Source organism: Nocardia thailandica NBRC 100428, assembly GCF_000308795.1.
Classification (GTDB): domain Bacteria; phylum Actinomycetota; class Actinomycetes; order Mycobacteriales; family Mycobacteriaceae; genus Nocardia; species Nocardia thailandica.
This window is the reverse complement of sequence record NZ_BAGK01000200.1, coordinates 1-14,172: the sequence shown is the minus strand read 5'-3', so window position 1 is coordinate 14,172 and position 14,172 is coordinate 1. Positions and strand designations below refer to the sequence as shown.

At 71.3% G+C, this 14,172-nt stretch carries 13 protein-coding genes; 5 read left to right on the top strand and 8 right to left on the bottom strand.

All coding sequences use genetic code 11. The annotated features are described in order from the left end of the window. Positions 1 to 2,121 (top strand): SbcC/MukB-like Walker B domain-containing protein (locus ON36_RS36355; RefSeq protein WP_281004890.1); only part of this gene is annotated, 2,121 nt, incomplete at its 5' end. On the opposite strand, the gene ON36_RS22370 is transcribed toward ON36_RS36355, so the two are convergent. The 6 genes from ON36_RS22370 to ON36_RS22345 form a co-directional block, all read right to left on the bottom strand. Next, positions 2,118 to 2,609 (bottom strand): methylated-DNA--[protein]-cysteine S-methyltransferase, encoded by a 492-nt coding sequence (locus ON36_RS22370; RefSeq protein ID WP_218001228.1) that lies wholly within the window; start codon positions 2,607 to 2,609, stop codon positions 2,118 to 2,120. The two genes, ON36_RS36355 and ON36_RS22370, sit on opposite strands and share 4 nt — an antisense overlap. A 29-nt stretch (positions 2,610 to 2,638) precedes the next feature. Continuing rightward, entirely contained in the window at positions 2,639 to 4,087 is a 1,449-nt protein-coding gene (locus ON36_RS22365) for an AlkA N-terminal domain-containing protein (RefSeq protein ID WP_043657084.1), read from the bottom strand. 82 nt (positions 4,088 to 4,169) lie between these two features. Continuing rightward, positions 4,170 to 4,340 (bottom strand): YbdD/YjiX family protein, encoded by a 171-nt coding sequence (locus ON36_RS22360; RefSeq protein WP_083885312.1) that lies wholly within the window; start codon positions 4,338 to 4,340, stop codon positions 4,170 to 4,172. A gap of 68 nt (positions 4,341 to 4,408) precedes the next feature. Then, positions 4,409 to 6,661 carry a carbon starvation CstA family protein gene (locus ON36_RS22355; protein WP_043657081.1) on the bottom strand — a complete coding sequence of 751 codons (2,253 nt, stop codon included), beginning with the start codon at positions 6,659 to 6,661 and terminating at the stop codon, positions 4,409 to 4,411. A gap of 121 nt (positions 6,662 to 6,782) precedes the next feature. Then, positions 6,783 to 7,202, bottom strand: coding sequence for a VOC family protein (locus ON36_RS22350; protein ID WP_043657078.1), 420 nt, complete (start codon positions 7,200 to 7,202; stop codon positions 6,783 to 6,785). Between the two features lie 4 nt (positions 7,203 to 7,206). Continuing rightward, positions 7,207 to 8,049 carry an AraC family transcriptional regulator gene (locus ON36_RS22345; protein ID WP_043657076.1) on the bottom strand — a complete coding sequence of 281 codons (843 nt, stop codon included), beginning with the start codon at positions 8,047 to 8,049 and terminating at the stop codon, positions 7,207 to 7,209. A gap of 145 nt (positions 8,050 to 8,194) precedes the next feature. On the opposite strand from ON36_RS22345, the gene ON36_RS22340 reads away from it, so the two are divergent. Beyond that, positions 8,195 to 9,103 carry a quinone oxidoreductase family protein gene (locus ON36_RS22340; RefSeq protein ID WP_043657073.1) on the top strand — a complete coding sequence of 303 codons (909 nt, stop codon included), beginning with the start codon at positions 8,195 to 8,197 and terminating at the stop codon, positions 9,101 to 9,103. 81 nt (positions 9,104 to 9,184) lie between these two features. Continuing rightward, positions 9,185 to 10,264 carry a redox-regulated ATPase YchF gene (gene ychF / locus ON36_RS22335; protein WP_043657071.1) on the top strand — a complete coding sequence of 360 codons (1,080 nt, stop codon included), beginning with the start codon at positions 9,185 to 9,187 and terminating at the stop codon, positions 10,262 to 10,264. Between the two features lie 82 nt (positions 10,265 to 10,346). Here ychF and ON36_RS22330 read toward each other — a convergent pair whose 3' ends face one another. Beyond that, entirely contained in the window at positions 10,347 to 11,072 is a 726-nt protein-coding gene (locus ON36_RS22330) for a hypothetical protein (protein ID WP_043657069.1), read from the bottom strand. Between the two features lie 91 nt (positions 11,073 to 11,163). Then, positions 11,164 to 12,327, bottom strand: coding sequence for a type IV toxin-antitoxin system AbiEi family antitoxin (locus ON36_RS22325; RefSeq protein ID WP_157224980.1), 1,164 nt, complete (start codon positions 12,325 to 12,327; stop codon positions 11,164 to 11,166). On the opposite strand from ON36_RS22325, the gene ON36_RS22320 reads away from it, so the two are divergent. Both ON36_RS22320 and ON36_RS22315 read left to right on the top strand, forming a co-directional pair. Next, entirely contained in the window at positions 12,314 to 13,264 is a 951-nt protein-coding gene (locus ON36_RS22320) for an alpha/beta fold hydrolase (RefSeq protein WP_043657068.1), read from the top strand. The two genes, ON36_RS22325 and ON36_RS22320, sit on opposite strands and share 14 nt — an antisense overlap. Positions 13,265 to 13,959: 695 nt before the next feature. Then, positions 13,960 to 14,172, top strand: a 213-nt coding sequence (locus ON36_RS22315; protein ID WP_043657065.1) for a helix-turn-helix domain-containing protein, incomplete at its 3' end; no start/stop codon positions are given.

The following is a 14,172-nucleotide window of genomic DNA, read 5'->3' as shown; positions in this document are numbered from 1 at the left end:
ACCGCGGCCGAGCGCACGGCGGAAGCGCTGCGCGACACCGTGACCCAGCAGGTCAACGGCATCGAGCGCGAGATCGAGGCGCTGATCGCCCGCGGCGGCGACGGCGACCCGGTCGCGCTCGCGGCCGCCGTCCGTGCCGCCGCCGACCGCCTCGCCGACGCCGCCGACCTCGCCGACCAGGTCCCGGCACTCACCGCCCGGCTGGAAACCGTCCGCTCCGCCGAGTCCCGCCTCCAGGACGAGTCCCGCGACCTCGACGCCCGTCGCGCCACGGTCGCCACCACCCTGTCCACGGGCACCGCCCGCCTCGCCGAGCTCGACACCCGCCTGCGCGCGGCCGCGGGCGCCGACGGCACCATCGAGGCCCGCACCCGCCGCCTGCGCGCCCTGGTCACGGCCGCGACCGGCCTCCGCGCCGCCCGCACCGCCGAGGCGGCCGCCCGCACCGCCGTCACCCATGTCGCCGACCGCATCGAGAACCTCGCGCGCGCCGCCGGTTTCCTCGCCGCCGAGCCCGCCGAGTCGTCGGCCGTCCCGTCGGCCGCAGCAGGCGCTACCGCCCCGGTATCCGGCCGCGCCGAGCCGTCGGCGACCGCGGGAACCTGCGCTCCGGCACCTGACCAGGCCGGGCCGTCGGCAGTTGCGGACGCCTCCGCTGGGGCGCTCGGCCACACCGGGCCGTCAGCAGCGGTGGACACTCCCGCTGCGCCGCACGGTCAGGTCGGGCAGGCCGCCGTCGCGGGCGCCCCCCTTCGGGCCACCGGCCACATCGAGTCCTCGGCCGCCGCGAACACTCTCCCCCCGGCGCCCGGCCACGCCGGGCTGTCGACCGCCGCGGCAGCCACGGTTCCCAGCGACGCCGAGCCGTCGGCTGCCGCGGGCGATACCGCGCCGGCGCCCGGCCGCGCCGAGCTGTCGTCCGCCGCGGCAGCCACCGTTCCCAGCGACGCCGAGCCGTCGGCTGCCGCGGGCGATACCGCGCCGGCGCCCGGCCATGCCGAGCTGTCGACCGCCGCGGAAACCAGGGTTGCCAGTGACGCCGAGTCGTCGGCTGCCGCAGGTACTACCACGCCCGGCCACACGGAGCCGCCGGTAGGCGGACGGTCCGGGCATCCCTCCGACGGTGCGGCGGTCGGCGCCGGCGACCGGCCTCGCGCCGACGAGGAGCCGCTGACCCTCTTCGACTTCCTCGACGATCCCGGCCCGATCACGCCCGAGCCGCCCGCCCGCCCGCCCCGCGACGACATCGCCCTGCTCACCCGGGTCAAGGACGCCGTGGCACCGGTCATCCGGCCGCTCGCGCGGCAGCAGGCGATCGAGGGCGAACTCGCCGAGGCGGAGCGGATCCGCGACCACGCGGACACGGTGCTCGCCGAACCCGGCATCCGCGATCTGGCCGAGGAGACCCCGGGGGACCCGGCCGGATTCGAGCAGCGGTTCACCGAGGCACAGCAGGCCCTCACCGAGGCGGTGGCCCGGCGGTCCGCCGCCGCCACCCGAGTGACCCAGCTCGAGGAACTGGGCGCCCAGCTGTGGAGCGAGCTGGAGCGCATCGCCCCGCTGCAGGCCGACTTCGACGAGCTGGCCGGGCTGGCCGAGGTGGTGGCGGGGCGCGGGGAGAACAACCGCCGCATGTCGCTGCGGTCCTACGTGCTCGCGGCCCGGCTGGAGGAGGTCGCCGAGGCGGGCTCGCTGCGGCTGCGCCGGATGTCGGGTGGCCGTTACGAATTCGTCCACACGGACAAGGCGGGCCCGCGCGGCAGGCGCGGTGGACTCGGCCTGGACGTGCGCGACGACTACACCGGCGCGGTCCGCTCGGCCGACACCCTCTCCGGCGGCGAGACCTTCATGGCCTCGCTGTCGCTGGCGCTCGGCCTGGCCGACGTGGTCGCCGCCGAGGCGGGCGGCCTCGAACTCGACACCCTGTTCATCGACGAGGGGTTCGGCAGCCTGGACGCCGACACGCTCGACGCGGTGATGGGCGTCCTGGACGAGCTCCGCGCGGGCGGCCGGGTGGTGGGCATCGTCAGTCACGTGGACGAGATGCGCCAGCGCATTCCCAGCCGCCTGCACGTGGTCCGCGGCCGCGCGGGCTCGCGCCTCGAGGCCACCGTCGCCTAGCCCTCGTGGGCCAGCAACCAGCGCTTGACGTCCAGGCCCCAGCGGAACCCGCCGAGCGCGCCGCCGATGCGCACCACCCGGTGGCACGGCACGAACAGTGCCGCGGCGTTGCGGGCGCAGGCGTTGGCGGCCGCCCGGGTCGCGGCGGGATTGCCCGCGAGGGCGGCGAATTCGGTGTAGGTGACCGGTTCGCCCGCCGGGATCTTGCGTAGGACGTCCCAGGCGTGGGTGAGGAATGCGCCGGAGCGCTGGCGGACCGGGATCGGATCGATCGCGGTGAGGTCCCCCGCGTGATAGGCCGTGACGGCGGCGGTCACGGCGCCGAGTTCGGCGCGGACGCGCAGGGTTTCGGGGCGCAGCGCGGGACGGACGAGCCCGCGCAGGTATTCGGTGTCGGCGGTCCAGCCCGATGCCAGGACGGCGCCGTCGGCGTCGGTGATCGCGGTGAACGGGCCCGCCGTGGTGGTCACGGTGGCGACGTCGGCGATGGTGCTCATGTGTGGGTCCTTGTCGTCGGTCAGGAAGCGGTGCGCCTGCGGGTGAGCGCGGTCTTCCACAGGTGCATGGTCAGATACGAGCGCCACGGCGCCCAGCGGGTGGTGTTGTCCAGCTCGAGGCCGAGCAGTTCGGCGCCCTGGCGCACGACGAGGTCGGTGCCGAGCAGGATGTCGGGGTCGGCGAGCAGGCGCATGGTCACGTAGTCCGCGGTCCACGGGCCGACCCCGTCGAGGGCGAGCAGGTCCTGGCGGAGGTCGGCCGCGGTGCGCCCGGCGTGCAGGTCGAGCTCGCCCGCCGCGACGGCCGCGGCGGCCGCGACAACGGCCTGTACCCGGCGGGCGGGCCCGGTCAGCACCTCCGCGCCGCGCTCGGCGATGGCCTCCGGGGCGGGGAACAGCAGCCGCACCGGCCCGTCGACCCGGTCCCCGAGCGCCTCGGCGAGCCGCGCGGTGTGGGTGAGGGCGGCCGGGAGGGAGATCTGCTGCCCGATCATGGTGCGCAGCAGCAGTTCCGGCCCGTCCACGCAACCCGGTACCCGGATGCCGCGGCTGAACGGACGGGTGGGATCGCTCGCCCCGAGCGCCTCGTCGATCCCGTGCGGGTCGGCGTCGAGGTCGAGCAGGTGCCGGACGCGCGCCACGGTCGGTGCGAGGTCGCGCATGTCGCGCAGGGCGAGCTGGGCGCGGACGTGTCCGGGCCGGAAGCTCAGCTGCACGGTGGCGTGCCCGTGCGGGGTGCGCAGGGTGCGCGTGTAGACCCCGTCCTCCCACAGTTCGAGCCCCGGCGCGGCGTGCGCGGACAGGAACCACTCGAGCCAGCCGGTGTCGAGGGGTTCGCGGTAGGGCAGCCGCAGGGTTAGGGTGCCGTTGCCCGCCGGTGCCTCGATCCGGGGCGAGCGGCGGGCCTCGGTGCGCATGGTGGTCGGGCTGACGGCGAAGACCTCGCGCACGGTGTCGTTGAACTGCCGGATGCTGGCGAACCCCGCCGCGAAGGCGATGTCGGACATGGGCAGTTCGGTGGTCTGGATCAGCAGCCGCGCGGTGTGCGCGCGATGGGCGCGGGCCAGCGCCAGCGGGCCCGCCCCGAGTTCGTTGGTCAGGACCCGGGTCAGCTGCCGCTGCGAGTAGCCGAGCCGGGCGGCGAGCGCGGGCACGCCGCCGCGTTCGATGATGCCGTCGCCGATGAGTCGCATGGCGCGGGCGGCGAGGTCGGCGCGCACGTTCCACAGGGGCGAGCCGGGGGCGGCGTCGGGCAGGCAGCGGCGGCAGGCGCGGTAGCCCGCGTGCTGGGCCGCGGCCGCCGTGGGTAGGAAGGTGACGTTGCCGCGCTTGGGGGTGATGGCGGGGCACGACGGTCTGCAGTAGATGCCCGTGGTGCGCACCGCGGTGAAGAACTGCCCGTCGAAACGGGAGTCGCGGGTCGAGACCGCGCGGTAGCAGCGCTCGAAATCCAGAGCCGTAATCGTCACGGGTACCACTGTGTCAGCAGGCCCAAACCTGTGCTAGCGGAAAACAGCCATCTATCCCTAGGGGGTCGAACCGGGCGGCCCGTCAGCAGCAGCGGGTGGACGGATTGCGGTCGGCCTCGGCGTAGCGCTCGCGCCAGTACTGCTTGACCGACGGCACCGGCGCGCCGGGATGGGTGCGCCGCAGATGCTCGACGTACCGCTGGTAGTCCTGCCCGCCGTTGATCGCGCTGTACCACCACGCGACCCCGCGCACGGCGGTGCGCGCCCGGGTCAGCGCGGCCGATCCGAGGGACCGGACCCGCCGACCCCGGCGCGCGTCGCTCACGAGGCGTGCGCCGATCCGGGCGCGGCCACCGTGCCCTCGGCGATCAGTTCGTCCCACTGCTTCTGCACCGCGCGTTCCTGCGCGGTGGCCACGAAACCGCTGGGGGCGAAGATCTTCGACGGCTGCTCGGGCGCCTCGGTGTCGGAGACGGTGCCCGAGCGCAGCGCCCGCACGCACACGATCGCCCCGATGATCGCCACGATGAGCACCAGCACCGCGAACACGATCGACAGCGTGCCCTGGATGAAGGTGTTGCGGATCGCGGTGTCGACCTGCTCGGGCGTCTTCGCCGTCAGGCAGCCCTTACCGGCGGCCTGGGCCGCCTCGCAGAGGCTGTGCTGCTTCCAGTACCCGAGCTTGGGGTCCTGGGAGAAGATCTTCTGCCAGGACGCCGTCATGGTGACGATCAGATCCCAGGCCAGCGGGATGCCGGGGATCCAGGCCCACTTCACCATGCCCTTCTTGACCAGGATGACCAGCACGATCGTCAGCGCGATGGCGGCGAGCAGCTGGTTGGCGATGCCGAAGAGCGGGAAGAGCGCGTTGATCCCGCCGAACGGGTCGTTCACGCCCATCAGCAGCACCGAGCCCCAGCCCGCGACCACGGCCAGCGAGGCCACCCAGGCGCCGACCCGCCACGAGGGGTCCTTGAACTTGGCGAAACCGCCACCCAGGTTGCCCAGCGCGTCCGAGACGAGGAACCGCGCCACGCGGGTGCCCGCGTCGATGGTGGTCAGGATGAACAGCGCCTCGAACATGATCGCGAAGTGGTACCAGAAGGCCTTCATGCTCGACCCGCCGAGGAAATGGTGGAAGACCTCGGCGATGCCGACGGCCAGGGTCGGCGCGCCGCCGGTGCGGGAGATGATGGAGTTCTCGCCGACGTCCGCGGCGGCCTGGGTGAACAGTTCCGGCGTCGCGGGCGGGCCGGACAGCCCGAGCGAATTGGTGTAGGCGGCGGCCTTTTCCGGCGTGCCGCCGGTCAGCCCGATGCCGGCGTTCATGCCGAAGTACAGGTGCTGATCGATGATCGAGGCGGTGATGATCGCCATGACCGCGACGAACGACTCCATCAGCATGCCGCCGTAGCCGATCATGCGGGCGTTGGATTCCTTGGCCAGCAGCTTGGGCGTCGTGCCCGAGGACACCAGGGCGTGGAATCCCGACAGCGCGCCACAGGCGATGGTGATGAACAGGAACGGGAACAGGCTGCCCGCGAAGGCCGGGCCGTTGCCGGTGTGGGCGAACTGCGACACCGCGGGCGCCTTCAGCACCGGCGCGGTGATCAGGATGCCGACGGCGAGCAGCACGATGGTGCCGACCTTCATGAACGTCGACAGGTAGTCGCGCGGGGCGAGCAGCAGCCAGACCGGCAGCACCGAGGCGAAGAAGCCGTAGGCGATCAGGCACCAGGCGATGGTGGTGCGCGAGAGCGTGAACCAGTCCGCGCCCCACTCGGTCTCGGAGACCCAGCCGCCGCCGATGATGGCCGCGAGCAGCAGCACGATGCCGATCGCCGACACCTCGCCGACCGCGCCCGGCCGCAGGTACCGCAGGTACACGCCCATGAACAGCGCGATCGGGACGGTCATGGCGATGGAGAACACGCCCCACGGGCTCTCGCCGAGCGCGTTGACCACCACCAGCGCGAGCACCGCCAGCAGGATGGTCATGATGACCAGGATGGCCACGATGGCGGCCACGCCGCCGATGGCGCCGAGTTCGTCGCGCGCCATCTGCCCGAGGCTGCGGCCGCGCCTGCGGGTCGAGGCCCACAGCACCAGATAGTCCTGCACCGCGCCGGCGAAGACCACGCCGACCACGATCCAGATGGTGCCCGGCAGATAACCCATCTGGGCGGCCAGCACCGGCCCGACCAGCGGGCCGGCGCCCGCGATGGCGGCGAAGTGGTGCCCGTAGAGCACCCGCCGGTCCATCGGCATGAAGTCCTTGCCGTTGTCGTAGATCTCGGCCGGGGTGGCCACGTCGTCGCGCGGCCGGGTGATCTTCCACTCGATGAACCGCGCGTAGAAGCGGTAGGCGATGACGTAGGTGCAGACCGCCGCGACCACGATCCACACCGCGTTGATGTTCTCGCCCCGCACGAAGGCCACGATCGCCCAGGCGAACCCGCCGAGCAGCGCGACGACGGCGAGGATCGCCTTCTTCGCCGGCGTCAGCGGGGTGCGGTCGACGATCCCGACCGGGGGCAGGTCGGGATCGGTCTTCAGGTATTCGACTGTCGCCATGGGTCTTACACTCCCCTAAACGCGCAGGTACTCCGGTGAAACATCGAACAACGTAGCTCACCGGGGTACCGGCACGGCGACGATCCGCCCTGTTGACGGTCAACCTGCAATATTGTTCAGCTCACTCGCCCCGGTAGGTGCCGAAGCTCCACAGATTGCCCTCGGGGTCGCGGACGGTGAACCCGCGCGAGCCGTAGTCCTCGTCGCGCAGCCCGCGCACGACCTCGGCGCCCGCCGCGCTCGCCCGCGCGAACAGGCCGTCGGGGTCGGTGCACACCAGGTACACCGAGTCGGTGCCCGCGGGCTTGCGGCTGAACGGGCTGTCGTCGCGCCCGGTCGAGGAGAACATGATGCCGCCGCCGAGCGGCCAGCGCAGCTCGCCGTGCTCGACGACCGACGGATCGCCGTCCCGCGCGTACACGGCGACCTCGACGAAACCGAAAGCCTCGGTGAGGAAGGCGATCTGGGCGCGGGCGTCGTCGAAGGACAGGCACGGCCAGACGGCGGTGAAGGTGGTGGTGGATTCCGGTGAAGTGGTCATGACCTCAGCCTCGCGCGACGGGACCCTCGTCGTCTTGGACGGATGGAATCTCCTCGGCGAGCCAGGTGGTCGGGCTGCAACCGGCGAGTTCCAGGAAGTCCCGGTTGAGGTGGGCCTGGTCGTAGTAGCCGCAGGACGCGGCGACCTGGGCGATGGAGACATAGGGCGGGGTGCCCGCGATCATCCGGCGGGCCCGCTCGAAGCGGATGACCCGGGCCGCGGTCTTGGGGCCGGTCCCGAACTCGGCGGTGAACCGGCGGGCCAGGTGCTGGCGGCTCCACCCGATCCGGTCGGCCAGCCCGGCGATCGGCGCGGTGCCCCCGGACGCGACCAGCGCCGCCCAGGCCCGGTGCAGCGGTGGTTCGATCGGCGCGTCGTCGCGGGCGGCCGCCAGCAGCGCGGCGTCACAGGCGGCGAAGCGCGCCCGCCAGTCCGGCGCCGCGGCGACCGACTCGGCCAGCCTGCGGCCCAGCGGGCCGTGCGCGTCGGAACACTCCAGGGTCAGGTCCCACAGCTCGCCGGCGGGCATCCCGAACAGCACCCGGCTGCCCAGCGGGGTCAGCTGGATGGCCACGCCCTCCTGGGAACCGTTGTGCGCGATCATCGCCGGGGCCGCCTGCAGGCCGCTCAGCACACAGCGGTAGCTGCCGGGCGTCTGCCGCGGATCGGTGTGTTCGACCACGTCGACGGTGGGGCCGATGGCGACGATGAAGGTCATGTGCCGCGAGGGCAGGCCCCGGTGCAACCCCGGCGCGAACCCGCTCAGCCGGTACCCGACATACTGGTCGATGAACCCGGCGAGCACCGGCGCGGGACGCGCCGTCACCACCTCCGTGGTCGCCTCCATACCTGGCGAGCCTACGCCGGTTCCCGTCCTCTCCGCGTGTCATGCGCGGCGGTGAGATATCGCACTTCCATGCCGTTGAGCTGTGGAAACGTGCCCCTACCCGGTTACCGTAACGCCTTCGCTCGTGAGTTTTGCAGGAGGTGTCATGCGGCGGGTTACCCACCAGCCCAACGACGGTCGGAACGTGCTCGGGGTCGTCGCGGCCGACGCCCCGGTCCCCGGTCCCGGGGAACTGCTCGTCCGGGTCGAGGCCGTCGGCCTCACCGTTCCGGTCGTGCGTGGCGCCCGGCCCGGGCTCGGCGGCGAGATCGCAGGCGAGGTCGTGGCCGCCGGTGACGGCGTCGCGGACTACGGCCCCGGCTACCGCGTCGTCGGCGTCTGTCCCGCCGACGCCTACGCCGAGTACGCCATCCTGGCCGCCGATGAGGCCTCGCCCATCCCGGACGGCGCGTCCGCCCTCGACGCCGTCGCGCTGGTCCGCAGCGGGCTGGTCGCGCTCGGCGCGATCGACGCCGCGGGCTCGATCGAGGGCGCCTCGGTGCTGGTCACCGGCGCGGCGGGCGCGGCGGGCCATCTCGCCGTCCAGCTCGCGCGGGTCCGCGGCGCCGGGCTGGTCATCGGCGCGGTCGCCGACCCCGCCGAACTGGACTTCGTGCGCGAACTCGGCGCCGACGAGGTGTTCACCTACGCCGAGCTCGGGTCCGGCAAGCAGGTCGACGTCGCCCTCGACGCCGTCGGCGGCGCCGTCCGTGGCGCGGCGCTGTCGGCGGTGGCACCCGGCGGCCGCCTGATCGCCTTCGGCGCGAGCAGCGGCGCGGTGGACACCGCCGACCTGCTGTCCGGCGCGCGCACCGTCACCGGTTTCCGGCTCCGGCACGCCGCCGAGAACCACCCCGCCGACTACGACCACTGGCGTCAGGAACTGTGGCAGTTCTTCGTCTCCGGCCTGCTGCAGCCCGTGGTGGCGGCCCAGTTCGGCCTGGAGGAGGCCGAGCGGGCGCACGCGCTGGTCGCCGCGGGCGGCAACCTCGGCAAGGTCGTGCTGGTGCCCTGATCACCGGCCGCCCGCCGGGCCGTCCGGCTCGGCGGGCGCGGTGTCCGGTCACCCCCGCGCACCCGATAGAATCCCGTACTCGTGAGTCTCACCCTCGGAATCGTCGGCCTGCCCAACGTCGGAAAGTCGACGCTGTTCAACGCGCTGACCAAGAACGACGTGCTGGCCGCGAACTACCCGTTCGCGACCATCGAGCCCAACGTCGGCGTCGTCCCGCTGCCCGACAAGCGGCTCGACCAGCTGTCCGAGATCTTCGGTTCCGAGCGCATCGTCCCCGCGGTCGTGTCGTTCGTCGACATCGCGGGCATCGTCAAGGGCGCCTCCGAGGGCGCCGGCCTCGGCAACAAGTTCCTGGCCAACATCCGTGAGGCCGACGCCATCTGCCAGGTCGTGCGCGTGTTCGCCGACGACGACGTCATCCACGTCGACGGCCGCGTCGATCCCACCGCCGACATCGAGGTCATCGAGACCGAGCTCATCCTCGCCGACCTGCAGACCCTGGAGAAGGCCGTCCCGCGCCTGGAGAAGGAAGCCAAGGTCAAGAAGGACCGCAAGCCCTTCCTCGACGCCGCCAAGGCCGCCCAGGAGATCCTCAACGAGGGCACCACCCTGTTCGCCGCCGGCAACAAGATCGACGCCGACCTGCTGCGCGAGCTCTCGCTGCTCACCACCAAGCCGTTCCTGTACGTCTTCAACGCCGACGAGTCCGTCCTCACCGACGAAGCCAAGGTCGCCGAGCTGAAGGCCGCCGTCGCCCCCGCCGACGCCGTCTTCCTCGACGCCAAGGTCGAAGCCGAACTCCTCGAGCTCGACGACGAGTCCGCCCTGGAACTCCTGGAGTCCATCGGCCAGACCGAACCCGGCCTGCACGCCCTCGCCCGCGCCGGCTTCCACACCCTCGGCCTGCAGACCTACCTCACCGCAGGCCCCAAGGAAGCCCGAGCCTGGACCATCCACCAGGGCGACACCGCCCCCAAGGCCGCGGGCGTCATCCACACCGACTTCGAACGCGGCTTCATCAAGGCCGAGATCGTCGCCTTCGACGACCTGGTGGAAGCCGGCTCCATGGCCGCCGCCAAGGCCGCGGGCAAGGTGCGCATGGAAGGCAAGGACTACGTCATGTCCGACGGCGACGTCGTGGAGTTCCGCTTCAACGTGTGATCTGTTGTGGCAGGGGCCGATACGCGACCTGCCGGGGGCGCGCCAGAAGACCGCGTAGGCGGCGCCCTGTCTCGATGAGCTTTCAGTAGAACAGGAAGTCGGTCAGTGCCCCGATCGCGCGATGCGCGGTCGGCCGATCGGGGCGGGTGCGCGACCGCTGGCGTGCGAAGTACTCGGCGAGTAGGTCCCGGTCGGTGCGGATCCAGATTCCACGCAGGTCGGCTGTCCGTGTCTTACCGAGAAGGGTTGATATCTCTTCACCGAGCAGATACAGCGCTGCGACGTCGACATCGACTTCGGCTCGGACCAGAAGGTCGGTCCGGGCTTCGTAGAGGGCTGCATGAACCCCGTCGGTGTCTTCCTGGTACCAGCTACATGCGATGGCGATATCGCCGGCGTCTTTGTATTCCCCGATGATGGATCGGTCGCACCAGGCTTTCAGCTTCAGCGCGGTGTAGCCCGCAGGGGTGGGAACGCGTACGGTGTGACCGCTCGGCAGCCGCAGTTCCCATGCGTGGGCGAAGACCTCCCGAAAACCGAAGACGTCCAGTGAATCTTTCCTGCCCTGAAGGGTTGTGGTGCCTTCCGGATCTTCGATATCGCCGAACGGTACGACGTCGACCGTGATGCCTGCGATCGCGTAGCGGATGTCGGTCGTTCCCGAGGGAGCGAGTACCGAAACGATCTGTCGGTATTGTCCGTCCTCGGCGACAGCGATGCCGAGGTCGACGTCGCTGGTGGAGCGGAGCGGATCTGCGCGACCGAAAGCAGCATGCAGCAGATCACGGCAGTGCGCTCCGATGATCATGATCGTTTCCGGGTCTGCTCCGGAACGTGACACCAACTCTTTGATGACTGTGTCGACCAGGTCGACTGACGGTCCGTGCGGGCGCGTGGGGTCAAACGAGTCCGTCTCTCCTCAAGGCGTGAGCTACTTCGGCTTGCCGAGGTTCTTTCGATGCCAGGAGATCGGCGTACACCAGGAGTGGCGGCGCCGCTGATTCGGTGAAGGCGCCGGTAGGGTCGCGTGGCTCCGACCATGGAGGTTCATTCCAGAACTTGTGTCGCACTTCGATATTGGCGTGATCGGTTCTTCTCCAGCGGCTGTGGACGGCTTCGATCGGGTCGAAGTTCTTCACGTACACGGCGAGTGTCTGCGGGTGCCGGATCGTATTGACCGCGGACTCGCCACTCACGAGGTAGCCGAGGGGCGGGCTCCACTGCGATACGTCGCCCTGATACGACGCCTGTCTGACTTTCGGCATCAGGGTGCTCCGGTATGCGGCGGACCACAGGTCGACGAGTTCGTCGCGGCGACGGAGCGCAGGTCCGATCAGATAGTCGAACTGCCGCATTCCTTCCAGGGCTGATTGTGCGATGCCGACCGATGTGCCCGCGACATGGGCAACGGTGCGAACGGGTTGTTCGACCAGGCCCGGCCAGGTGAGTAGCGCGAAGACCACCTGCATACGTTTGGCGCTGAACAGATTGGATTCCGGCGATCGATGGTTCGGGACAAGTGCAGGATTGTCGCGTCCGCGAATGTCGATGAGGACCGGGCCGAAATCCAGATGAGCGTTTCCGGCAGTGTCGATGAAGTCGATCTGTGCTTGTCGGAGGGCCGCCGCCGTACGGCTGCCGATCCGTGGGCCCGCGACGAGGATCGGGTGCGGGGCGTTGTACCCGCTGTGGCGTGCCAGGGCGGAGAGGGTGACATGCGGCAGCCAAATCAGGCGATAGGTGGTTCCGAAGCCCTGCCGACCTACGTCGACGATGGCTTCTTGGTCCGAGAGCCACCGACGCAGCGTGAACTCGATGTGGATCGAGGACATCGCCTCGGCCATCGAGTCCTCGACGGTGCGTTGCTGTGTTCGATCAACCACGGCGTTCACTTTAGTTGAACACGGCAAAATATTGAACACCGCCTCGCCTGCCACCTGGGTGGGGATCCGCTCACCCTGGGGAGAGGGGGCTCCCCTCTCGGGGATCTGCTGGTCAGAGGCGGATCGGGGGAGAGTTGGTGGTACCACCAGCCAACCGGAGGTTCCGATGTCGATCAGCACACTTGCCCGCTTTCGGGAGCGTCGTGTCGTGGTGTCGGCCGGGGACGGGGTGCCGCTGGTGGTGCGGGAGTACGGGGCGCGGGACGCGGCGGTGACGGTGGTGCTGGTGCACGGGCACTGCCTGCGGTCGGAGTCGTGGACCGCGGTGCGGGACGTGCTGCTGCGGGACGATCCGGCGGTCCGGGTGGTCTGCTACGACCACCGGGGGCACGGGGAGTCGGGGAAGGCGGGGCGGGAGACGTACACGCTCGAGCGGCTGGCCGACGATCTGGGCGCGGTGCTCGACGCGGTCGTGCCGGCTGGGCCGGTGGTCCTGGTCGGGCATTCGATGGGCGGGATGACCGTGCTGACCTACGCGGCGCGGAACCGGCACGAGATCGGGACGCGGATCGTGGGGGTCGGGCTGGTCGCGACCGCCGCGAACGGGCTGGCCGACGCCGGGTTCGGGCGGCTGCTGCGGCACCCGATCGTCGGCGGGTTCCAGGCGGCGGTGCGGCGGGCGCCGCGCGTGATGCAGCAGGTCAAGAAGGCCGCGTGCCGGATCTTCGCGCCGGTCGTCCGGGTCGCGGAGTTCGGTAACCGCAAGGTCGATCCGCGCATGCTCGCCCTGGCCTACGCCATGCACAACGAGACCTCGATCGTCACCATGGCTAGCTTCCTGAGCGCCTTCATGACCTACGACCGCACCGACGTGCTGCCCGCCCTGTCGGCCATCCCGACCGTGGTGCTGTGCGGGTCCGCCGATTCGATGACGCCGCCCTCGCATTCGGTCGCCATGGCCGCCGCCGTCGACTACGCGGACCTCGTGGTCGTCGAGGGCGCCGGGCACTCGGTCATCCTGGAGGAACCCGCGCGGGTCGCCGCCGCCGTCGCCCGCATGGCCGCGCGGGCGGTCGGACCCACGGCCGCGTGGTCCGGGGTCCGGTCCGCGGCGTGACCCCTTGCGGCGCCAGATGCGTCGGTCCCCGGACCGGGAACTGTCGGCGCGGCCTGCGGAACTCGTCCGACCATGAACGCGATCGCCGACTGCCGCCGTATGGGCACGGCTTCTGCCGACTGACGCCACAGCGCCGCCCGGTCGGCCTGAGCCGCGTGCGGGCTGGACTGCACTGGCACACCCGGCGCGGGTTTCCGACGCCCGTGACTTGTCCCGCCCGGGGTCCGCCGCGTGGCCCGTACCGACTTCGGTCGCCAACGCCCGCTACTGCGACAGCGGCCGGCCAGGCCCCCTGTGCTCGGCGAACCGCCATTTCGCGAACTGCCCATGAACTCGGCCGCCCACTGCCGGCGTGCCGCCGCGGCATGGGCACGGCTTCTGCCGACTGACGCCACAGCGCCGCCCGGTTCGGCCGGAGCTGCGTGCGGCTGGACTGCACCGGCACACCCGGCGCGGGTTTCCGACCCCCATGCTCGGCCCGCCTGGGCTCGTGATCTGTCGCCGCGTGGACCGTGCCGTCTCCCGGCCGCCTGTGTCCGCTACAGCGATTGCGTCTGGCCAGGCACGCCTGTGCTCGTCGACCCGCCACTTTGCGAACAGCTCATGACTCGACCGCCCGCGACTATCGCCAAGCCCACCCACTGGGCCAGCGCCGCTCGCGTATAGCGACCCACACAACCGTGCACACTGGGCGCATGGGTGAGACGGGAACCGCGCGGCGGATCTGGGAACTGATCGAGCCGGTGCACGTGCTGGTGTACTTCGCGCCGGAGGCGCGGGCGGCGTTCGACGCGGCGGGTTATCGCGGGTACTGGATGGGCTACTTCGCCGGGCGGGCGGCGCCGCTGGGGGCGGTGGGGGTGGAAGTGGTCGACGCCGTCTTCTACAACTTCGCGGTCGAGCGGGTG